At 60.6% G+C, this 21,714-nt stretch carries 20 protein-coding genes; 8 read left to right on the top strand and 12 right to left on the bottom strand.

What is annotated here, in order from left to right; translation table 11 throughout:
- Positions 1-60: 60 nt before the first annotated feature.
- Both AC13RM_RS28880 and AC13RM_RS28875 read right to left on the bottom strand, forming a co-directional pair.
- Positions 61-1,224, bottom strand: coding sequence for a polyamine ABC transporter substrate-binding protein (locus AC13RM_RS28880; protein WP_488555975.1), 1,164 nt, complete (start codon positions 1,222-1,224; stop codon positions 61-63).
- A 22-nt stretch (positions 1,225-1,246) separates the two neighbouring features.
- Positions 1,247-2,338, bottom strand: coding sequence for an ABC transporter ATP-binding protein (locus AC13RM_RS28875; protein WP_488555974.1), 1,092 nt, complete (start codon positions 2,336-2,338; stop codon positions 1,247-1,249).
- Between the two features lie 184 nt (positions 2,339-2,522).
- Between AC13RM_RS28875 and AC13RM_RS28870 the strand changes: the two genes are divergently transcribed.
- The gene (locus AC13RM_RS28870) at positions 2,523-3,335 is read left to right on the top strand and encodes a helix-turn-helix transcriptional regulator (protein ID WP_488555973.1); all 813 of its coding nucleotides are present in this window, start codon (positions 2,523-2,525) and stop codon (positions 3,333-3,335) included.
- A gap of 12 nt (positions 3,336-3,347) precedes the next feature.
- Here AC13RM_RS28870 and AC13RM_RS28865 read toward each other — a convergent pair whose 3' ends face one another.
- Positions 3,348-3,626, bottom strand: a complete 279-nt coding sequence (locus AC13RM_RS28865) for a hypothetical protein (protein WP_488555972.1) — start codon at positions 3,624-3,626, stop codon at positions 3,348-3,350.
- On the bottom strand, positions 3,626-4,423 hold the full coding sequence (locus AC13RM_RS28860; RefSeq protein ID WP_488555971.1) for a DUF899 domain-containing protein: 798 nt from the start codon (positions 4,421-4,423) through the stop codon (positions 3,626-3,628). Before AC13RM_RS28860 ends, AC13RM_RS28865 begins: the two co-directional genes overlap by 1 nt.
- A 120-nt stretch (positions 4,424-4,543) precedes the next feature.
- Here AC13RM_RS28860 and AC13RM_RS28855 point away from each other — a divergent pair, with 120 nt between their 5' ends.
- The 3 genes from AC13RM_RS28855 (at position 4,544) to AC13RM_RS28845 (ending at position 7,086) form a co-directional block, all read left to right on the top strand.
- Positions 4,544-5,764 carry a helix-turn-helix domain-containing protein gene (locus AC13RM_RS28855; RefSeq protein ID WP_374818733.1) on the top strand — a complete coding sequence of 407 codons (1,221 nt, stop codon included), beginning with the start codon at positions 4,544-4,546 and terminating at the stop codon, positions 5,762-5,764.
- Positions 5,765-5,812: 48 nt separating this feature from the next.
- Complete coding sequence (locus tag AC13RM_RS28850; RefSeq protein WP_374818731.1) at positions 5,813-6,445, top strand: Vgb family protein; 633 nt, start codon at positions 5,813-5,815, stop codon at positions 6,443-6,445.
- Between the two features lie 359 nt (positions 6,446-6,804).
- Positions 6,805-7,086 carry a hypothetical protein gene (locus AC13RM_RS28845; RefSeq protein ID WP_374818729.1) on the top strand — a complete coding sequence of 94 codons (282 nt, stop codon included), beginning with the start codon at positions 6,805-6,807 and terminating at the stop codon, positions 7,084-7,086.
- Between the two features lie 186 nt (positions 7,087-7,272).
- Here the strand turns inward: AC13RM_RS28845 and AC13RM_RS28840 are convergent, their stop codons facing one another.
- Positions 7,273-8,595 carry an MFS transporter gene (locus tag AC13RM_RS28840; RefSeq protein ID WP_374818727.1) on the bottom strand — a complete coding sequence of 441 codons (1,323 nt, stop codon included), beginning with the start codon at positions 8,593-8,595 and terminating at the stop codon, positions 7,273-7,275.
- A gap of 364 nt (positions 8,596-8,959) precedes the next feature.
- Here AC13RM_RS28840 and AC13RM_RS28835 point away from each other — a divergent pair, with 364 nt between their 5' ends.
- Positions 8,960-10,699, top strand: coding sequence for a sensor histidine kinase (locus AC13RM_RS28835; protein WP_374818725.1), 1,740 nt, complete (start codon positions 8,960-8,962; stop codon positions 10,697-10,699).
- Positions 10,696-12,000 carry a sigma-54-dependent transcriptional regulator gene (locus AC13RM_RS28830; RefSeq protein ID WP_488555970.1) on the top strand — a complete coding sequence of 435 codons (1,305 nt, stop codon included), beginning with the start codon at positions 10,696-10,698 and terminating at the stop codon, positions 11,998-12,000. The genes AC13RM_RS28835 and AC13RM_RS28830 overlap by 4 nt, the downstream gene beginning before the upstream one ends.
- 613 nt (positions 12,001-12,613) lie before the next feature.
- On the opposite strand, the gene AC13RM_RS28825 is transcribed toward AC13RM_RS28830, so the two are convergent.
- A complete protein-coding gene (locus AC13RM_RS28825; protein WP_374818721.1) occupies positions 12,614-14,209 on the bottom strand; it encodes a DHA2 family efflux MFS transporter permease subunit in 1,596 nt (531 codons plus the stop codon).
- A gap of 17 nt (positions 14,210-14,226) precedes the next feature.
- Positions 14,227-15,378 (bottom strand): HlyD family secretion protein, encoded by a 1,152-nt coding sequence (locus AC13RM_RS28820; RefSeq protein ID WP_374818966.1) that lies wholly within the window; start codon positions 15,376-15,378, stop codon positions 14,227-14,229.
- Positions 15,379-15,548: 170 nt separating this feature from the next.
- On the opposite strand from AC13RM_RS28820, the gene AC13RM_RS28815 reads away from it, so the two are divergent.
- On the top strand, positions 15,549-16,205 hold the full coding sequence (locus tag AC13RM_RS28815; protein WP_488555969.1) for a TetR/AcrR family transcriptional regulator C-terminal domain-containing protein: 657 nt from the start codon (positions 15,549-15,551) through the stop codon (positions 16,203-16,205).
- 55 nt (positions 16,206-16,260) lie between these two features.
- Here AC13RM_RS28815 and copC read toward each other — a convergent pair whose 3' ends face one another.
- The 5 genes from copC to AC13RM_RS28790 all read right to left on the bottom strand — a co-directional run bounded on the left by copC (position 16,261) and on the right by AC13RM_RS28790 (position 19,893).
- Positions 16,261-16,629, bottom strand: coding sequence for a copper homeostasis periplasmic binding protein CopC (gene copC / locus AC13RM_RS28810; RefSeq protein ID WP_374818719.1), 369 nt, complete (start codon positions 16,627-16,629; stop codon positions 16,261-16,263).
- 135 nt (positions 16,630-16,764) lie between these two features.
- Positions 16,765-17,361 (bottom strand): SCO family protein, encoded by a 597-nt coding sequence (locus AC13RM_RS28805; protein WP_374818717.1) that lies wholly within the window; start codon positions 17,359-17,361, stop codon positions 16,765-16,767.
- On the bottom strand, positions 17,351-17,830 hold the full coding sequence (locus AC13RM_RS28800; protein WP_374818715.1) for a copper chaperone PCu(A)C: 480 nt from the start codon (positions 17,828-17,830) through the stop codon (positions 17,351-17,353). The genes AC13RM_RS28805 and AC13RM_RS28800 overlap by 11 nt, the downstream gene beginning before the upstream one ends.
- A gap of 64 nt (positions 17,831-17,894) precedes the next feature.
- Complete coding sequence (locus AC13RM_RS28795) at positions 17,895-19,268, bottom strand: PepSY-associated TM helix domain-containing protein (RefSeq protein ID WP_374818713.1); 1,374 nt, start codon at positions 19,266-19,268, stop codon at positions 17,895-17,897.
- A 220-nt stretch (positions 19,269-19,488) separates the two neighbouring features.
- A complete protein-coding gene (locus AC13RM_RS28790; protein ID WP_374818711.1) occupies positions 19,489-19,893 on the bottom strand; it encodes a hypothetical protein in 405 nt (134 codons plus the stop codon).
- 576 nt (positions 19,894-20,469) lie between these two features.
- On the opposite strand from AC13RM_RS28790, the gene AC13RM_RS28785 reads away from it, so the two are divergent.
- The gene (locus AC13RM_RS28785; protein ID WP_095437245.1) at positions 20,470-21,564 is read left to right on the top strand and encodes a GGDEF domain-containing protein; all 1,095 of its coding nucleotides are present in this window, start codon (positions 20,470-20,472) and stop codon (positions 21,562-21,564) included.
- Positions 21,565-21,714: the final 150 nt, after the last annotated feature.

Here is a 21,714-nt window from a genome sequence, read left to right as displayed (position 1 = left end):
TGGGAAGGAAGCCGACCCCTCGCCACCGTCACGGCGGAAGGGATCGGGTCGAAGAAACGATCAGGCCGATTTGAAGCGTGCCATCAGTTCGGCGCGGCTCGGATCGGTAAGCGTGACGGCGGCACCGAATTCGAGCGGCGTCAGCGAGGCTTCATCCGGATAAACGATCTTGTTCGAGGTGATCTCCTTCGGGAGGAGCTCGATCACACGGCTGTCGGTGGTCGGCGCGCCGTTGGCGATGTGCTCCTTCACCGCGTTCTTCGGATCCATCAGATAGTTGAGCAGAGCGTAACCGGCCGCCTTGTTTGGCGCATCCTTCGGGATCGCGTAATAATCGGTCCAGATCTCGCCGCCGTCCTTGCCAAGCACATAGTCAAGCTCGGGCATGTCGCGATTGAGCTGCGCACCGTCATTGGTCCAGCACATGGTCAGCCAGGCATCGGTCGAACGCATCGATGGCTGATAGTCGGAATTGATGGCGAAGAGATGCGGCTTGACCTTAATCAGCAGTTCCTCAGCCTTGGCGAGCTCTTCCGGCTTGATCGAATTGAAGTCGTAGCCGAGGGAAACCAGTGCGCTGCCGATGGTCGTCAGCTGATAGTCGTGGACCATGGCGCGGCCGTCGGCTTCGGTCTGGGCGATCTCGAAGAAATCCTTCCAGCTTGAAAGCTTGGTCTTGATCTTCTTCGTGTTGACGGAAAAGCCAGTAGTGCCCCAATTTTTCGGTACGGCGTAGGTTTTGCCGTCAATCTGCCCTTCCTTGGTGAAGCGTGGGCTCTCGCTCGCCTGGCTGAAGTTCGGGATCTTGGTAAGGTCGAGCTCCTCGATGAGGCCGAGCTTGTGATGGGTCGAGATCGTGTAGTTGGTCGGCACGAAGAGCGACCAGCCGGAGGCGCCGGCCTGCAGCTTTGCGAGCATTTCCTCATTCGATCCGAATACGTTGACCTCGACGGCAACGCCGGTGGCCGCCTTGAAGTTCTCGAAGGTTGCCGGATCGTGATAGTTCGGCCAGGTCGCGATCGACATCTGCGTGCCGAGTTCGCCGGCGGCATAGGCGGGCGTCGATAGCGCGCCCGGGACGCGCGAAAGGACTGCCGTCGCAAGGCCGAGGCCGGTGATATTCAGAAAGTGACGACGGCTGATCGAGCCGCGCTTCAGGCGCATGAATTCTTCCATGAAGCCTTCGGCTGAGATGGGGAGATTGTCCTTATAATCCTTGCTCATGATGCTGTTCCCTTGTTTTGGCTTATGCATTCGATGCTGGAAAGACATGTAAGGCGGTGGGGTCGAAGCCGAGGAAGACCTCTTCGCCCGGACCCACGAGATCACTTTCGTTCATGCTGCGGCGATCCGAGGTGATCAAGAAATCGCCGAGGCCGGGGACGGTGACTGCATATTCGGCTGACGAGCCCAGGAAGATGCGATGCGTCACCGTGCCCTTGAAGGACACGCCTGAAACAGTCATGTCGCGGCTGAGATGGATCGCCTCCGGGCGCAGCGCCGCAATCGCCGCTCCTGGTGCGAGCCGCTTGCCGGTCGAAAGCGCCGAGCCATCCGCGAGGCGAAGCGTTTCGCCATCGGCTTCCATCGTCGCCTCGATGCGGTTGGTCTTGCCGACGAAATCGGCGACGAAGAGATCGGCCGGGCGGTCGTAGACTTCCTGAGGCGTGCCGAGCTGGCGAATGCGGCCTGCGCTCATGACGCAGACGATGTCGGCCATCGACAGCGCCTCTTCCTGGTCGTGGGTGACGAGAACGAAGGTGATGCCGAGCTCGCGCTGCAGCGTCTGAAGCTCGATCTGCATGGCCGAGCGCAGTTTCTTGTCAAGGGCCGCCAGCGGCTCGTCGAGCAGCAGCACGGAAGGACGGTTGACGATGGCGCGCGCAAGTGCCACGCGCTGCTGCTGCCCGCCCGACATTTCATGGATGCGGCGCTTCGCGAATCCACCGAGGCGAACCATCTCGAGCGCTTCGGCAACGCGCCGGTCGATCTCGGCCGACTTGATCTTCGGACGCATCTGCTTCAGCCCGTAGGCGACATTCTGTGCGACGTTGAAATGCGGAAACAGCGCATAGTGCTGGAACACCATGTTGACCGGGCGCCGGTAGGCGGGCACGCCGTTCATCTCGCGCCCGTTGATCAGCACCGTGCCTTCGCTCGGCTGCTCGAAGCCGCCGATCATGCGCAGGCAGGTTGTCTTGCCGCAGCCGGAAGGGCCGAGAAGCGCCAGAAATGCGCCCTTGGGCACATTGAGGTTGATGTCCGTTACGGCGGTCACGGCGCCATAGTTCTTCGTGACCGAACGGAATTCGATATCGTTCGTTGAAGCGGATGCCACGTCTGTTCCCTGCGGTTGGTCGGCAGTCTTGATCTGCCTTATTGCCACCGTCGTTAAGCAAAGAGTAAGCCTGGGCTTCCCGCGAGGTATATACCCCGAAAGAGGTATTTTCGTGCAAAACGCTTCATGGAAGGTGTATATAGGGGCTGCGCTGATGCGCAGGGCGGCAGAGGGGATCCGTCACATGAGCACCGACCTTGAAGGGCTGTTTGCCGCCTTCAACGGCACGATCGGCCGATCGACGATGACAGATTCTGAATTCGGAGAGACGTTCCGTCAGATGATGGCGGCGCTGGTGCGTTTCGACTATGTGGTCGTCTTCGCCTATCGTGGTAAGGAGCGGCCGATCGATCTCTACAGTACCTTCGATCGCGAGGAACATGTCGTTTTCGTCACGCTTTATCAGGCCGGTCCCTATCTGCTGGATCCCTTCTATCACACGGCGCGCGAGCGCCGCCAAGGCGTGCTCAGGATGCGGGAGCTGGCGCCGGATCGCTTCTTTTCCAGCGAATATTACCGCACCTATTATGTGCAGACCGGACTGGCCGAGGAGATTGGTTTCTTCGTCAATGCCGACGAGGATGTCACCATCGTTCTGTCATTGATGCGGCGCGAGAAGACCGGGGTTTTTCCGCCTGCGGAATTTGCGACGCTGAAGAAGGTCGAGCCGCTCGTCGCAAGCATGGTGAGATACTATTGGTCCGGCCTCGCCTCGCGCTTCGATGCGCAATTGGCCGCCGGCAGCAGAAGCCGGCGCAGGAAGGGTGAGAACGAGACTATCCCGCCAGCGGAAACAGTTTGGCGGGATCTCAATCTGACGAGCCGGGAGACAGCCATCGTCGAGCTCGTTTTACAGGGGCATTCGTCGGAATCGATCGGTTTGAAGCTCAATATCTCGACGGGGACGGTGAAGGTTCACCGCCGCAACGTCTATCGCAAGCTCGGCATTTCATCCCAGACCCAGCTGCTTTCCCTCTACCTGAAGAATCTCGCCTAACGCTGTCGGCATCTAGCTCGACATGCAGGCGCCAGTTTCTTCTCTCGCAAGCAGCTTCAGCCAGGGACCGCAATGGAAGAGGCTCATGAGCAGATACATCGGCACCATCCCGCCGAGCATCGAGCTGCCCTGTGTGGAACAGATCATGTCACCGGCTGAACCATAAGCGGATAGCACGGTCATCAGGGCGAAGCTCGGCGCGGCGGCCAAAGCCAGCAGCCGGCCGGCGATGACGGGCAGGGTAGGGGCGGTGCGGCCGCCCCTCTCACCGATTTCGGACGAGACGGACATCAGTTTACTCCATAGCGGTCATGGTGCCGCCACCACACGCCGGTCTCGTTGCGCCCGAGCGGCGCGTGATCGAGCCACTGATACATACCCCAGAGACCATCAAGGCCGCGAGCATAGGAAGAATAGGTGTGATAGATCTCGCCATCCTGCATGGCGAAGGCGCTGACGCCAGGCCGGTCGCGCGTGTAGGTCGCGATATCCGTCCCCGTCATTGACGCCATCAGTTCCACCGGGCCTTCGCTGCCGCGCAGCTCCCATTGCTGTATCGTCTTGCCCGCCTGAGCATCGAGCATTGGCGGCTCGCGGCGATAATTATATTCAATTTTGCCCCCGCTCTGTTCCTCCGGCGTGAACCAGACATTGAAATCATGGTTGAAATCGCTGTTGGCAGAAGAGGCCCAGTCGAAGGTCCAGCCCATGCGTTGCTTGAACTCCTGCAGCTTCGCGAGCGGTGCGCGGGAAATGGCCGAGAAGGCGACATCGTGATTTTCAAGATGCACGGCGATGCCGTTGAAACCATCCGCAATCGACGAGCAGGACGGGCAACCGGCGGTGTAATCCGGTCCGAACATGAAATGATAGACGAGAAGCTGCGAGTGCCCCTTGAAGAGGCCCGAGAGCGGAACGACACCCTGGTCGGTCTCGAGACGATAGTCCTTTTCCACCTTCACCCAGGGTAACTCCTGGCGGCGGGCGGCGATCTCGTCGCTGCGCCGCGTCAGCTCCTTTTCCTGCTCCAGCAGGGAAAGCCGTGCCGAAAGCCACTCCTTGCGTGTTCCTGTCTTATGCGTCGTCATGGTTCATCTCCTCTTGTCTGTCAGGTCTGTCCTTGTCGGCGCTGCATCTTGCCAGCCGATATGCGATAACTTACCGCTTGAGGCGTAAGGGGTGGGAGTTACAAGTGTGACGGGATTTGGATGGACTCGCTGATCGTCGCTGCTGCCCAGGCACTTGCCGCTGGCGACGTGCTGGGTGCGCTGAAGCGCGTCGCGCTGCGCGATGATGCCCCGGCGCTGGCACTGCGTGGGATTGCGATGGCGCAGCTGGGCGACCTTGCGCGTGCGAAGATGTTGCTGAAGAGTGCCGCGCGCGCCTTCGGCCCGCGCGAGACGGTTGCGCGCGCCCGCTGCATTGTGGCCGAAGCCGAGATCGCCCTTGTCTCGCGCGACCTCGGCTGGCCCGAGAAAGCGCTGGAGACGGCACGGGCCGCTCTCGAAAAACATGGCGATCAAATCAATGCTGCCCATGCGCGCAATCTGCAGCTACGGCGTCTGCTGCTGGTCGGTCACTTGGACGAGGCGGAACGGCTGCTCGCAAAACTCGATCCGTCGCCCCTGCCGCCCGCTGCGAGAGCAAGTCATGAACTGGCCGTTGCCGGCATCGCCATCCGCCGCCTGCGCATTCAGCCGGCACGCGCCGCTCTGGCGCGCGCCGCGGAAGCGGCCGGCAAAGCGGGGATCCCCGCGCTTATGGTCGAAGTCCGCGATGCGGCGCGCGCGCTCGATGAACCGGCGGCGCGATTGCTTGCGCAGGGGAGGGAAAAGCTGTTGTCGCTCGACGATGTCGAAACGCTTCTGACGTCCGATACCTTGGTTGTCGATGCCTGCCGCAATGTCGTGCGCAGCGGCGGAGACATCATTTCGCTTGCGGGCCGGCCGGTGCTCTTTGCGCTGGCACGCACGCTGGCCGAGGCGGCACCCGACGATGCGCCGCGGGCGCTGCTGCTTTCCCGCGCGTTCCGCGCCCGTCACACCGACGAATCCCATAGGGCAAGACTGAGGGTTGAGATTGGCAGGCTTCGCGCCGCCCTGGAGCGCCTTGCCGATATCAACGCGACACAGAACGGCTTCGCGCTAATACCGCGAGGAAAGCGAGATGTCGTGGTGCTGGCGCCGCCGGTCGAAGTCGAGAATGCCTCGCTGCTTGCCCTGTTGTCCGATGGAGAATCCTGGTCGAGTTCGGCGCTATCGATCGCGCTCGCGATAAGCCCGCGCACGGTGCAGCGCGCGCTCGATGCACTTGCCGCGGACGGGATGGTACAGGGCGTCGGCAATGGCCGGGCTCGCCGCTGGATGATGCCGCCGGTTATTGACTTCCCGTCAACATTGTTACTCCCGGGACCACTGCCAAGCGATTAAGCTTTTTCATCATCGAAACTCAACCAATCCCGACTGGAGGATGCATCCATGAAAAAGTCCCAAGCGGAAATCATTCGCGAATATGGCCCTTTCGACAATGCGCCGCGCGTCAACGGCGTCACCTTCGACGGACAGCACGTCTGGTTCGCTTCCGGCGAAAAGCTGCATGCCCTGAACCCGGAGAGCGGCGAGCAGGTGCGCACGATCGACGTCGCCTCGCATGCTGGCACTGCTTTCGATGGCCGCCATCTCTATCAGATTGCCGAGGACAAGATTCACAAGGTCGACCCTGGAACGGGCAAGATTCTCTCCACCATTCCCGCACCGGGCAACGGCGGTGATTCAGGTCTTGCCTGGAGTGACGGCAGCCTATGGGTGGGGCAGCATCGCGGCCGCAAGATCTACGAGATAGACCCGGAGACCGGTGCCATCCGCCGCACCATCGAATCCAACCGTATCGTCACCGGCGTGACATGGGTCGATGGCGAGTTATGGCACGGCACCTGGGAAGGCGACGAAAGCGATGTCCGCCGAGTCGATCCGGTGACCGGCGAGGTTTTGGAGCGGCTCGAAATGCCGGAGGGTACCGGCGTTTCGGGCCTGGAATCTGATGGCAAGGACCGCTTCTATGCCGGTGGTGGCGGCAGCGGCAAGCTGCGGGCCATTCGCCGTCCGCGCTGAATGGCGGCAAAGCAGACGTCCTGCGCCTGGAATCGTCGATCGATCCCAGGCGCTCGGTTTCGGAAAGAGCTGACTTACGTCTTCGCCAGGAAAAACCGCATCCGGATCTCGGCTGGATAGCGCGACTTTGAAACTTGACGAGCCATAGACGGGACTTCGGGCTAGGTCCTGCAATCGCCATTCCGCGCATTTTGAACCAACCGCAATGCCATGCGTTTCCAACATGGAAGCCATGCCTTGCCGGTCTCGGTTTTCATTGCCATATTTCACTTACCAACCGCATTTCAATCATTTCCAAGTTGCGAGCCGCGCCGATCCCGACGGATGTCGTGAATGGTCGGGCGCGCCAAGGAGACGTCATGAGTGAGATTACGAAAAGTCTTGGCGAAATGAACTTGCAGGAGCGCGCCGATCTTATGGCGGCCGTCGCGGATGTACTGCAAGCCACCGCCGAAGAGGCCGAGGAGGATGGCGATACGCTCGCCGTCACCAACTCGCTGTTCCTGGCATGCAATCTGCGCGGCTGTTCGTCCGATCTTGGCCCGAACGATCTGAAAGCGGCCGAACTGCTACTAGAGCAGGGGATCACTTTCATTCACCTGCTGAATGGACGCAAGAAAAGTCGTACGCTGGTGCATTGACGGTTGCGACCGGCGAAGGTCAGGCCCTTGATTGCTTGTCAGGTCGAAAACGGCCCAGGTAGTGAAGCATTTCCGCGTAAAATACCGTGGACTGCTAAAAGCCTTAGACGGAACATCATGGATGTCCCGCCCTTGCTGTTTGGTTGAGCTTATGTCGGCAGAAACCTTTTCGTCGCGCCTGCTATCTCAATCTTCCTGGATGGCGCTGTCTCGGGCCGTATCCCGCATGAAGAGATAGACGATCAGCGAAATGCCGATCATCGCCGTCACATACCAATAGAAACCCTGTTCCCAGCCGCTACTCTTGAATTTCAGCGCCACGAATTCGGCTGTGCCGCCGAAGAGCGTATTGGCGAGGGCATAAGGCAATGCGACACCGAGAGCACGGATATGGGCAGGAAACAGCTCCGCCTTCACGACCGCATTGATCGATGTGTAGCCGGTGACAATGACCAATGCGCCCATGACGAGCAGGCCAGCGATGAATGGATCCCTCGTGGTTTCGAGCGCCGAGAAGATCGGGTAGGTAAACAGGACGCCACAAAGGCCGAAGCCGATCATCAGCGGCTTGCGGCCGATCTTGTCGGAGAGCCCGCCCGCAATCGGCTGCAGCAGCATGAAGATGAACAGCGTGATTGCGTTGATCTCGCTCGACGTTTCCCGGCTGAACCCGGAGGTGTTGACCAGGAATTTCTGCATGTAGATCGAATAGGCGTAGAAGGCGAGCGTGCCGCCGGCCGTCAGCAGCATGACCAGCGCGGTTTCCTTGGGATGCCGGGTGATCAGCATCCAGAAGCCGGATTTCTGCGTATCGCTTGCGCGCACATTCTTGAAGCTCTCGGTTTCGGCAAGGCCACGCCGCAGCCAGAAGACCACGACTGCAAGTGCTGCTCCCATGAAGAAGGGAATGCGCCATCCCCAGGCATTCAGCGCTTCCGTCGTCATCACAGCCTGCAATAGGATCAGGAGCGCAATGGCAAGAAGCTGGCCTGAGATCAGCGTGACATACTGAAAGGACGAGAAGAAACCGCGACGCTGGCGGCCGGCCATTTCGGAAAGGTAGGTCGCCGAGGCGCCGTACTCGCCACCGACTGACAGACCCTGCATCAGGCGGGCGAGGACCAGAAGTGCCGGTGCCACCACGCCGATGGTTTCATATCCCGGTGTGAGCGCAATGATCAGCGACCCCGCGCACATCAGCGTCACCGAAAGGGCGAGGCCGGCTTTGCGGCCCTTGCGGTCGGCGTAGAGCCCCATGATCCAGGCGCCGATCGGCCGCATGACGAAACCGACGGCAAAGACCGCTGCCGAATTCAACAGCTGCGCGGTCTGGTCGCCGGTCGGGAAGAAATGTGGTGCGAAATAAAGCGCGAAGGCCGCATAGACATACCAGTCGAACCATTCGACGAGATTGCCGGTGGAGCCACCGATGATTGATTTCAGACGTTGACGCCGCGCAGCTGCTTCCGCCGCCGCCGTCGTCGTGATGGGATCCAGTGTATTCAGCATTGTTCCTCTCCTCCCGTTCTTGCTTCGGATCGTCGTTACACAGCGATGGCGCTGCACACGACGGGGTCGCCAGGGAAGGCCTTGCGCATTCGGGTGGCTGGCGGCCGCTATCAAGGCGATATCCGCAATGCCATTGCCCGGCCGACATCCGACGGTTCTGCGTATTGAAGGTCCACTCTCCCAGTGGCGCTATTGATACGTGGGGAAAGCGCGGCGCGCGAGATTTAAGGGTCGCTCAGGGTATTCCATTGATATATTTCATTTTTCTCAGGACGAGATCGTCGCTCTTGGAAAACTTCGCGCAAGATTCTGCATGGCTATCTCGGGGTTTGTGCAATATTCTGCACAAATGAACGGAACAGGTTTGAAGCGAACTGTCCTGCTGGTGGTGGCCGGTTTGGCCGCTGCCGCGGGCATTTGGTATGCGGCGCTTTCGCTTTCGCGTCAGGACGCACTCAGGCGGCTCGATGCGGAGGCGAGCGGTCTTGCGGTCCAGCATATCCGCCTGCTCGACAGTGAGCTGGCGCGGTTCCGGCTTCTTCCAATCGTGCTTGGCGAATATCGCGATCTTGGTGAGGCGCTCGCGAGCCCCACAACGGATGCCGCCCGTCGGCTTGACGAAAAACTTGGTTTCCTGGCGCGGGAAACCGGCGCCTATATTATCTACCTCGTCGATCAAAAGGGACTTGTTATTTCTGCGTCGAACGCGGGAACTGAAGACAGTTTCGTCGGCAAGAATTTCAGCTTTCGTCCGTATTTTTCCGAGGCGCTGAAAGACGGCACTGCGGAATATTACGGCGCCGGAGCGATCAGTGGCCGGCCAGGTCTGTTTCTGGCCCGCAGGGTCGGCGATGCCGCCGCTCCAGTGGGAGTCGTCGTGGTCAAATTCGAGTTCGATGCGGTATCGCGGATCTGGGCGAACGACCGCGGAAAAACGTTTGTGGTCGACGAGCATCAGATCATCCTTGCCGCGTCCGACCCGTCACAGGTGCTGACGACGCTTGCACCTCTGTCGCCCGAAGTCCGGGCCGGCATTGCCGCAAGCGGCCAATATCGCGACGCCGCCCTCGGGCAGGGCAATTATCACGCCGAGGATGCCGGTCGCATACGCGATCCGCGCGGTCGCATCATGATCGCTGCGGAGCAGCCGGTAGCTGGAACCCATTTGCGTCTGCTGCACCTTCTCGACACCCGCGCGGCGCTGCAGGAAGCGCAGGCGCGGGCCTGGCTGCTGGCTTTGCCCGTCATTGTGGGTTTGGCCGCCATCGTTGCTGCGATCTGGTGGCGGATGACCCGCGCAGCCAGGGCAGCGGACGATCGGCGTGCGCTTGAGGAGGCCGTCGCCGCACGCACGGCCGAGCTGCACGATGAGATGGCTGAACGTGCGCGCGCTGAGGATCGATATCGCGATGCGCGTGAGGAACTTGCCCAGGCGAACCGCCTTGCTTCCGTCGGTTCGATCACCGCGGGGTTGATGCATGAAATCAACCAGCCTGTCGCGACCATCCGCACTCTCGCCGAGAATGCTCGCCATCATCTCGCGGCCAACCGCCTCGATCGTGTCGGCGCCAATCTGGATGCCGCGGTCGAAGTGACGGCGCGCATCGGCACGATCACGCAGGAGATGCGGCGTTTTTCACGCCGGGGGCGGCGCGCAGCCGGAGCGGAGCCGCTCGATGCCATCATCGGGGGCGCCTTGCTGCTGGTCGGAAACCGGTTTCGCAAAGCCGGCGTGCGGCTGGATCTGCCGGCGCAGGGGCAGCCGCATGTGCTTGCCGAACGGGTGCGGCTGGAGCAGGTCATCGTCAATCTGCTGCAGAACGCTATCGATGCCGTTGCCGGTATCGAGGATCCGCATGTTGCTCTGCTCGTGGACGCTGCCGGAAAGGATATGGTGAAACTGACTGTCGCCGATAATGGTCCCGGCATCGATCCGGCACTGGCCAAGGAGATATTCCGCCCGTTCGTTACCGGCAAGCCCGATGGACTTGGTCTCGGGCTCGGGATTGCCCAGGACATCATGGACGATCTCGGCGGATCATTGACCATAGGCCCTTCGCCGCTCGGTGGCGCGGCTTTCGTAATGACGGTGAGGCGAGCATGACCCTGGAAGCGTCGCAGAAAGTTCTTTTGGTCGAGGATGATGGCCCCTTCAATGCCGCACTTACGGATTCCTTCGCCATAGCGGGCTTCGAGGTGGAGACGCATGGTGATGGGCAGTCGGCGCTGGCAAGCCTCGCAACCGCATTGCCCGGTGTGATCGTCAGCGATATCCGCCTGCCGCGCATCGATGGGCACGATCTGCTGGAAGCCGTGCTGGCCCGCGATCCGGACTTGCCCGTAATCCTGATGACCGGCCACGGTGATATCGCCATGGCTGTCGGGGCGCTGAAACAGGGCGCTTATGATTTCATCGCCAAGCCCTTTGCCACCGATCATCTGATCGCATCGGTGCGCCGGGCGCTGGAAACGCGCCGCCTGGTGCTGGAAAACCGGCGTTTGCGGCAGGCGGCTGCCGAGGCGGAGGATGCATCGCCGCTTCTCGGCCAGACGACGGTCATGGCACGATTGCGCGAAACGATCCGCCAGGTCGCAAATGCCGACGTGGATGTTCTGGTCGAAGGCGAAACGGGCACCGGCAAGGAACTCGTGGCCCGGCTCATCCACCGCTGGAGCAGGCGGCGTGCCCGCAGTTTCGTCGCGGTCGATTGTGCCGCCTTGCCGGACGCGATCGCCGACGAGACCCTGTTCGGGAACCGCGTCCGGCGCGGGCGCATTGCCGAGGCCGATCGCGGCACGCTTTTTCTCGACGAAATCGACAGCATGTCACCTCTGCTGCAGGGCCGGCTTTTGCGGGTCGTCGAGGAGCGCGAGCTGCCCTCGGCGAGCGGCGAGCCGGCCCCTGTCGATCTCCGCATCGTCGCCGCGACGAAAAACGATCCGCACGGCTCGGTCGCCGATAACCGCGTTCGCGCCGATCTGCTCTATCGGCTGGAAACCGTGCGAATCCGCATTCCGCCGCTGCGGGAGCGCCGCCCCGATATCGGCCTGTTGTTCAGCGCCTTCCTCGACGAGGCTGCCCGCCTGCACGGCGTGCCGCGCCCGCCTATCGATGCCGCGATGGAGGCCCGATTTCTAACCGACGATTGGCTGGGCAATGTCCGGGAGCTGCGCAACTATGCGACCCAAGCGGCGCTCGGCCTCGCCTCCGCTCGCAGCCAGCCTTCCATGGAGTTCGGCCTCTCCGATCAGATGGATCACTTCGAGGCGAACATTCTGCGGGCCGCGCTGGAGCGATATGAGGGGGATATTTCCGAGGTCGCGCAGGCGCTCAAACTGCCGCGCAGAAGTCTCTATGCCCGTCTGCAGCGTCACGGCATCAATCCGTCGACCTACCGTAAGTGAGATGGGCCGCGAGTCGAGAGTGAAAGGGATCGAACAAGTATAGTTTTGCGTGCCCAACTTGGCGGCGTGATGCGTATTGAGTGTAATTTTCATTATAACTTTACAGTTATGCGGTGTATAAATTAGTTTTACTAGTAATCATAAATTATGCTGAGCAATAATGGCGAATAATTAATACGTACATGGCTATCTTGGCTTGTCTGCATGATGCAGCAGTTAAATTAGAGAGCTATGATATGCTTGATTTGCCTAAATTGGTTCAGCTATTACTATTTGCAGCCGTTATATTGTTATTTTTCCGCTGGGTCGTCGAGGACATGAACAGGTAGCCGACTTGGGCGCCTGAAGATCCAGCACCGCACGACTTGCTTCTTCAGTTCACCGTTTCCCCATCGTTTCGCCAAGACCGCGCATCGCTTCGACTCGCGCACGCGGCAAGCTGATCGTAAAGACGGGCTGTTGCCCTTGCGTCTCCGTTCGGCAGGCCGACGGGAATTGAACAATGGCGCCCGGGAGTTTCCGGACACCATTGGCGTATCGTATGATTGTCCTGATCCAGGCGACCGCTCTCGCAGCTCGAGCCATATGACATCGGTGCATGCATCCGCATGGTTCAGTGGGCACCTGCGCCGCCGCCGGCCTGCGGGCGCTTGGTGAACAGCATGGTGATCGCTGCGATGGCAAGCACCACACCGATGACGGCGAAGGTGTCGCTGAAGCCCATGATCAGTGCTTGTCTCTTGATGATCTGGCCGAGGGCAATGATCGCCTTCTGCTGGGCTGCCTGATGGTCCGAAACTCCGTGCGATAGGAAGTAGCCGGTCATCTGGTCGATCCGCTCGCGAACTTCCTCACGGGCAAGAGTTACGGATTGACCGATGATGTTGGAGTGGAACTGCTCGCGTTTGGTCAGGATGGTCCCAAGCGAGGCAGTACCCACGGCGCCGCCGAGGTTGCGCAGCATGTTCGTCAGTCCGGAGGCCGCGGCAGCGTCCGCCGGAGCAATTCCTGCTGTCGTGATTGCGGTGACGGGCGTGATGACGAAGGCTTGGCCGATGGCGCGAACGATGTTCGGAATGAAGAACTGGTCTCCAGCATTGTCGGCCGAAAGCGTGACGTTCATGAAGCAGCTGAGTGCAAAGACCGCGATGCCGAAGAAGGCAAGCCAGCGCACATCCACCCGCTTCATCATCAGTGGAGCCAGCGGGATCAGCAGCAGCTGCGGCAATCCCGTCCAGGCAAGGACGTTGCCGATCTGCTCGGCATTGTATTTCTGCACCTGGCCCAGATATTGCGGCAGGATATAGACCGTCCCGAACAGCGCGACGCCGACGAGAATATTGGCGAGCACGCCAAGCCCGAAATTCCTTTGCTTCAGCAGCCGCAGCTTCACCAGCGGCTTCGAAACCTTCAGCTCGATGATGATGAAGAGTGTCAGGAACACGGCCGCGACGAGGCTCAGGCGGACGATGAAGGGCGAGGAGAACCAGTCGTCCTTGTTGCCCTCTTCAAGTACGGTTTGCAGGGCGGAGAGGCCGATCGCCATCGTGACGATACCGGCCCAGTCGCCTTCGCGCAGCAGTTTCAACTGCATCGGCTGCTTGTCCAGCGTCAGCGCAAGCGCCACGACCATAATGGCGCTCGGGACGGCGTTGATGAAGAAGATGGTCTGCCAGCCATAATTCTCGGTCAGGTAGCCGCCGATGGTCGGGCCGATGGCCGGAGCGAAGGTGACGGACAGTGCGAAGATCGCCAGCCCCAAGGGCTGCTGCGGCTTCGGAAGCTTCGTCAGCACCATGGTGAAGGCCATCGGGATCAGCACACCGCCGGCAAATCCCTGCAGCCCGCGCAGCACGATCATTGTTCCGAGATCGTGGGCGAAGGCGCAGGACAGGGATAGCAGCGGAAACAGCACCGAATTCACCAGAATGTAGCGGCGAAACGAGAAGACGCTGCTGAGATAGGCAGTGAGCGGAATGACGACGATCTCGCCGATCAGATAGGAGGTCGAGATCCAGGCGCCATTGTCCACCCCGGTGCCGATGCCCCCCTCGATATCGAGGAGGGAGGCATTGGTGATCTGGATGTTCAGGATCGCCATGAACGCGCCGATCATGCCGGCCAGAACTGCGATCCACTCTCTTGTCGATGCACGCGGCTCTGCCGCTGCGGCCGGCATCGCACGGCCATCTATTGTACTTGTAGACATTGTCGTGGCTCCCGCCGTCAGTTCCGCTGTGCGGCGTCTGCTTTGGTGTCGATGCTCGGCTCGACGGACATTCCCGGGCGTAGTTCACCGCTGTTCATGGTCTGCGGCTCAAGCGCAATCCTCACCGGAATGCGTTGGACGACCTTGGTAAAGTTGCCGGTCGCATTGTCCGGCGGCAGCAGCGCGAATTCCTGTCCGCTCGCCGGCGCAAGGCTGTCTACATGGCCGTGGAAAACCTTGCCGGGGAACATGTCGACTTCGATATCGACAGGCTGGCCGGCATGGACATTCGTCAGCTGCGTTTCCTTGTAGTTGGCGACGACATAGGCTTGGTCGGTCGGCACCAGCGACATCAGCTGCGTGCCGGCCTGGACATATTGGCCGATGCGCAGCGTCCGGTTGCCGATCGTGCCGTCGACGGGGGCCATGATGGTCGTATAGGAGAGGTTCAGCTCGGCCTGATGCTGGACCGCCTCGCTTTTCTGCAGGGCAGCCGTCGCCTGGGCGATCTGGGCCTTCAGAAGCTCGACCTGCTTGATCGCGCCTTCCAAGGTCGCGGTGTCTCTCACGATGGCAGCCTGGGCCGCGGCGATCTGCGATGCGGCCTGCTGTGCCGTCTGCACGGCGGCATAGCCGTTGGAGGCGAGGCTGGCGTAGCGCTTGTTGTTCTGTTCGGCGAAAGTTTCGTTCGCCTTGTCCACATCCAGCGTCGCCCGCGCAGCGGCAATGGTCGATTGCTGGATATCGAGCGAGGCCTGCTCGGCCTGTATGGTTGCCTGTGCGGCAGCGACATCGGCCTTGGCCTGGTCGAGGGCTGCGCGGAAATCACGGTCGTCGATGCGGGCGAGCGGTTGGCCGGCCTTTACCGTCTCGTTGTCTTTGACCAGGACTTCCGCCAGATAGCCCGAGATCTTCGGGGCGATCGAGCTGTTGTCGGCCTGGACGTAGGCGTCGTCGGTCGACACCTCGAAACGGCCGTTTTGCCAGTAGTCGTGCCCATAGTAGCCCGCCGCGGCGATGATGGCGATCAGACCCGCGCCATACATCAAGCGGCGCGGCGTCTTGCTGCGCGTTGGAGCGGCGTTGCCGCCGGCCGGTGCCTGCGGCGCCTCCGGACGGGGTTCGGTCGTCACCACTTCCTTGGCTTTCGCCTCGACGGTTCCCTGCATTTCGCTGGAAGCACCCTCGGACGTGACGATATGCAGATTATTAGCCATTTACTTGCTCCTGACAGGGGTCGCTGCCGGGCAGGGGTAGCGGCCAAGTTCAATTTGGAAACTTGATACTTTCCAAAATAAGCGCTATAAAATCGAAGTCAACAGTATTTTGGAAAATATCTATGGTCCTAAATCCAAAAGCCACGAAACGACCGCGAGGACGACCGCAGGTTCGCTGTGACGACGATACCCGGGCAATCGTTCTGTCGTCGGCCAGAAAGCGCTTCATGGAAGCGGGCTATGCCTCGGCATGCATCAACGACATTGCGCAGGACGCGGGTGTCTCGACCAAGACCGTCTATCGGCTGTTCGAGAGCAAGGGCGAGATCTTCAACGCCGTGATTACCGATCGCATCGCCCGTTTCAACGTCGAAGTGGACCAGGGGCTTCTCAGGCATCCGGACCTGCATCATCAACTTGAGCAAATCCTGATCGCCTATGGCCGTCTGGTGCTGGATCCGGAAACGATCGCGATCAATCGTCTTGCGGTGGCCGAGGCTGATCGCTTTCCCGAAATCGCGGCGTCCTTCTACGAGCGGGCGATCACGGCCTCGACCGTGGTCTTCGAGGTCTGGCTGCGGAGCCAGCGCGACAAGGAGGCAATCAGGATCGCGGATATTTCGCGTGCCGCCGGCTTCCTGCGGGGAATGATGGCGATGGAGCCGCAACGAGCCGTCATGCTGGGCCAGCGATTGGCGCCGGATGATGAAGAGATCCAGGCTCGCGCAACGGAATGCGCGGCGATCTTTCTGCAGGGCTGCGTTACCAGCAGTGCCTGAGCCGGAAACAGGAAGGCGAAGCTGCCCGCGCAATCGTGGGCAGCTTCCGGACCGGTCAAGGCGCGATGGTGAAACTGTAGCTCCCGTTGGTCTTGTGGCCGTCCGTGGAGAGCGCATGCCATTCCACCATGTACTTGCCGGCTGGCAATTTGTCGGTCACCGGCACCATCAGCGTGGTGCCGCTGTTCATCAGCATGCCTTCTCCGGTCTTGACGCTCGCCTTGTTGGGGCCGGTGACCTTGACGCCGCTGAATTTCAAATTGAGGCCCTCCGAGAAGGTTAGGTCGAGTTCGGATGGTGCGGCCTTGACTGTGCCGTCGGCTGCCGGAACGGCCGACTTCAGATGGGCATGCGCCATGGCCTGGCCGGCAAAAGCGACGCTGATTGCGATGGCAACGGGGAGCAGTTTCTTGATCGGGGGCATTTGATTTCCTCATCCTGTTGGCGACCCGCGGAAAGTCTGCGGATCGTGTGATGGCGATCGGTCGATCGCCGATATCCGTTGCCGGCGAAGCCGGACGGAATTCCCGTGTCCCAGTGGCGCTTACGCGCCACGGAATTAATCCTGCCGCAGCAGATTTCGGATCTTCTGCAGCGCGACATCGTTGTTTTCCTGATAGGCGATGGTGCCTCTGAGATTGCCGCCGGCATCGACGAGCAGCACGGAAGCGGTATGATCCATGGTGTATCCACCGTCCGGGCTTGGCACCTTCTTGGCATAGATGCGCCAGCCCTTGATGGCCTTCTGCATTTCGGTGGGATCACCCGTAATCCCGGTGATGCGGTCGGTGAAATTGCCGGTGTAGCTGTGCATGATCTCCGGCGTGTCGCGCTCCGGGTCGACGGTGAAGAAATAGGCTTTCAGCCCATCGGCCTGCGGTCCGAGCGTCTTGAACCAGCCCGCCATATCGTAAAGCGTTGTCGGGCAAACGTCGGGGCAATGCGTGTAGCCGAAATAGACGAGTGAGGGATGGCCCGACAGGGCCTTTTCGGTGATGGGCTCGCCGCGATCGTCCGTGAGCGTGAAGGCTGTGCCGAGGCCGCCCGTGGCCTGCACCTCAGGAACCATGAGGAACGTCGCGTAGCCGATCGCGCCCGCACCGGCGACAAGCGTAAGGGCGACGGCGGTTGCAACGAAACGTCGTCTATTTGACATGGGACGTCTCCTTGTTCGCCGCTATCGATCCCACAGGGAAATCGACGTCGATAGAGCCGGCCTTTTCGAATTCGAGCGTTGCCCTCACCGTCTGGCCCTGAAGGAAGGGCTCGGCAACCTTCATGAACATGACGTGATAGCCGCCGGGTTTGAGTTCGACAGTCTGGCCCGCCGGTATCGGCAGGCCGCCGGCAAGCTCGCGCATGATCATGACCTCCTTGTCCATTTTCATCTCGTGAATCTGGACCGTTGCAGCGCGCGGTGAGCTCGCAGCCACCAGCCGGTCGTCGGTGTCGCCCGTATTCGTGATGGTCATATAACCGCCCCCGACGGGAGCTCCCGGCACCATGGCGCGAACATAGGGTGCGGAAATGATGAGGTTGCCGATTTTGACATCGTCGGCGGACGCGAGGGAGGAGGACAGGAATGCCAGCCCGAAGGCGGCAAGGGCAGAAATCTGTTTCAGCATGATCGATATCCTTGATCCGGAAAAGGAGCGGGCAGGCGAAGCCTTTGGGCTCCGCCCGATCTCGTCAGGAAAAGAAACGCCGGAGCGGCGGCACGAAACGAACCACGAACTGGTCGAGGAGCAGCATTGCGACGATGGCAGCTCCCGTCAGCGGGAAGGTCACCCCGAAGATGATGGCGATGAGCCACAGGCCGATATAGACCGATTTTTGCGGCGGCATCGGCGGTACGCCGAGACGGCCCGATGGCCTTCGCTTCCACCACATGGTCGCAGCCGTCACGCAGCAAAGAACGATGGCGAGACAAGCGGCCAGCATCAGAAGCTGGTTGAAAAGGCCCCATTCCTGTCCCTGATGGACATTGATGCCCCATTCGATCGCTTTGCCGAGCGCCGGATACTGGTCAAAGGAAATGTCGATGAGCGGCTTGCCGGAATATTGGTCGATGTGGACAGTGCGTTCCTTGCCGAGATCGCCGAAATAGTGGCTTGCCGTATAAACGCCGGTCTCATCCGAAGGGATCGCGAGATCGGAACCGGCGACTATGCCCAGCCCGTGCATGATGTCGACGGCCTTATCAAGACCGATCGGCTTGGCCGATTGCGCCGCCGCGATATCGGAAAGCGGAACGGGTGCGTTCTCGACCACCCAGCCGGCGCGGCTGACGATATCCTGTGTGACCTTCGCCGATTTCGGCACCTCATCCCAGACCGCTGCCGGTGTTCCGAGATTATTTGCCGTCAGCCAGGCATTGACGTTGGCGCCCCAGTAACCGGACCATGGCATGCCGCTGAAGGCCAGGAAGAAGATAAGGATGCCGGCAAGCGCGCCCGTCACGGCATGCAGGTCGCGCCAGAAGACGCGCCGGGACGGGTTGCCGCGAACCGTGAGCACGCCGCCGCTCTGCTGTCGCGGCCACCAGAGATAGATGCCGGTCACCACGAGGACGAGGGCAAAGCCCGCGACGATCTCGATCAGGCGATTGGTCCATTTTCCGAAATATTCGAGGCTGTGGATGCGCTTGACCACCCAGCCGAACTCCTGTTTCGACCCCACCGATCCCAGGATGCTGCCGTCATAGGGATTGACGTAGACGATGGTCGATTGACCGCCCTTGGATATGGTTATCCAGGCCGAGCGGTTCGGCGCCGACGCTTCGTGATAGGAGGTCGCACGGGTGCCGGGGAAAGCTGCGAGCGCCGCATCGGCGATCTGCTGCGGCTGCAACATCGTGCCGGTCTCGGCGACGAGGTAACGATGCGAATAGAAAGTATCGGCAATCTGATCCTTGAACAGATAGAGCGAACCGGTGATCGCCAGATTGAGCATGAAGGGAATGACGAGCAGACCGGCGAAGAAATGCCAGCGCCAGATTGCGCGATAGAGCGAGACATTATGGGTTACTGCGGCTGCAGGCTCTGCAGCGGTAAAGGCAGACATGAAATCCTCCGAAGATCGGCAGGCTGCCACGATCGATCTGGGGAGGGCGGCGATGGTTCGCCATTCGCGGTGAACTTGCTTCACATGGGCAGCCGGGTCAATCGGCCCCGCCTAGTTCGGCAAAGTACAGTCAGGAACACCAATCCTCAGATTTTACGACCTAAGGGTCGCGATGCGGCAGCGTTGACGGCGGGCGTCACGGCGAAGCCGCAACGCCGGTTCAGCCAACGATGTCGAGGAGGGGAGGCGCTCTCGGGCCCGTGTTCGGCGGATAAAGCTGGCGGTGGAAAGCTTCCGATCTTGCAACGACGATCTCCCGGTGCAGGGAGACAAGACGTTCGCAAATCTCGGTCGGAGGCGTGGGCAGCATCGCGGCGGACGCGATCCGGCATGCCTCGCATCCGGGTGCATAGGCTTTCCCATGCACCTTGCCGTCGGCATCCTTGTAGGTGATGCAGAGGATAGGCAGGGAACCGTCCGGGAGCCTGTACTGGGCAAGCTCGATCGGGGATATCTCGTCCGCGGTCGCGACAACAGGCTGATGGGCGAAGCCGACAAACAACAATGCAACGGCGCAAAGAATGCGCGCGCTCCACTGAAATGTTCGCGAAATCGTCTTCCGCATTCTTGTCCCCACCCACCCGAATTCGCGGATAAGGCTGCAGTCATAGGACAGGCCTATTGCAAGCGCAATGCGTCAATTGGTGCAGCGCCGAAGTTTGCGGACGTCGGTATCGGTCAGGCGACGCGTCTCGGGGAGCGCCAAATTGGCGGAGAGCCCTTGATCGTTCCGTCCGGGGCGCCAGATAGGGCTGATCATTCGGATCCGTAAGTGGAGCTTTGGGAAGGGTGGTCATGAGCAGCTTTGATGACTCACCGTCTGCCCGGTGCCTTCGACATCTCGATCCATCGGCTTTCACGATTCGCTTTCCTCGTGGTCCATGATCTCCGAGGGACGCATGACTACATCCGGCCTGGATGACAGATTCCGGACGTAGCGATATTGAGATGCATTGCTTCAGAAGTTTGATTGCGACGATGACCTTCACTCCCGGTTCCCGCTCGAACATTTTGCCACGCCGCCGGTCAATGAGAGGCTTGGTAAACCATTTTGCAGAGTTCGCATGGTATCCCAAACAGACTTTGATTATGCCGAGGCAAGGTCAATCGTCGCGGGTCGTTGCGAGGACTGGGAATAGCAATGGAAATTGAAACACATCTGGTTTCGCTGATACGTGTCCTCGGCCAGGTTGCGATCATCGTCTATGCCTATTCCTGGGTCATTCGGATCGTCGAACGCGGTGCTTTGAAATCCGTGGCTGTCGGGCTGTTGTTCGGGCTGGTCGGTATCCTGTCCATGGGTGATCCCATCCAATGGATGCCGGGCGTCATTCAGGATGGCCGTTCTATCCTCCTTGTCCTTACGCCGATCTATGGGGGGCTTCTGGGAACCATTGTCGCTGCGGCGATGATGGCCCTGTTTCGGTACATGGTGGGCGGCATGGGCGCCGTGATTGGCGTTGCCGGCATCGTAATCGTTGCCGTCGTGGGCTATGTACTCAGTCTGCTGCCGCGGCAATGGACCGGCACGGGATGGAGGCGATCGGCCCTGTTCGGTCTGGCGACCTGCTCATCCATTGTGGTTGTCTTCCTTTTGCCGTGGGCGGTTGCGCGCGCCCTTCTGATCTCGGCGACACTTCCGGTGACGATCGTCAATATCCTCGGCGTCATGCTCCTGTCGGACCTCTTGCAGCGGGAGCAATATCGCATCGGCATACAGCGCGCGCTGGAGAATGAAGCGAGCCTCGATCCCCTCACAAGGTTGCCCAACCGCCGCGTGCTGCAGCGCGAAGGCGATCGATGCAGCAAGGAAGCGGGCATGCGGCGTATCCCTTTCTCGATCATCATGCTCGATATCGATCACTTCAAGAAGATCAACGACAGCTGGGGCCATTCGTTCGGCGACACCGTTCTGGCGCGGTTGGCCGATGTCATCAGGCAAACCGTGCGCAAGACCGACATTGCCGCCCGTTATGGCGGCGAGGAGATCGTCGTGCTGTTGCCCAATACCGATACGCGGGCCGCGGCCGCCGTCGCGGAGAAAATTCGCAAGGATATCGAGGGCACAACCCTGATGTTCGAGCAGGAAGCCGTCCACGTCACCGTCAGTATCGGTATTGCCTGCTCCCTTGAGCCGACGACGGATTTCAAGCATGTGCTCGAGGCTGCCGATAAGGCGCTCTATCGGGCGAAGGCGAGCGGAAGAAATCGCGTGGAACTGGCGGAGGCCGCATAGGCCGGCCGTCATTTCTTCGGCGATGAGAGCACGACGTGCTTTCTCGCATTTCCCGACAACTCGCATGCGCGAGGATCTACGGCAGGAAGCACCCGGCAGACAATGCATGAGTTCGCCGGCCCCGATCCCCTCGGAGCAATTGCGGGTAAA

It is taken from the genome of Martinezella sp. CNPSo 3732 (assembly GCF_057784515.1).
This window is presented reverse-complemented; position numbering and strand designations above follow the sequence as displayed.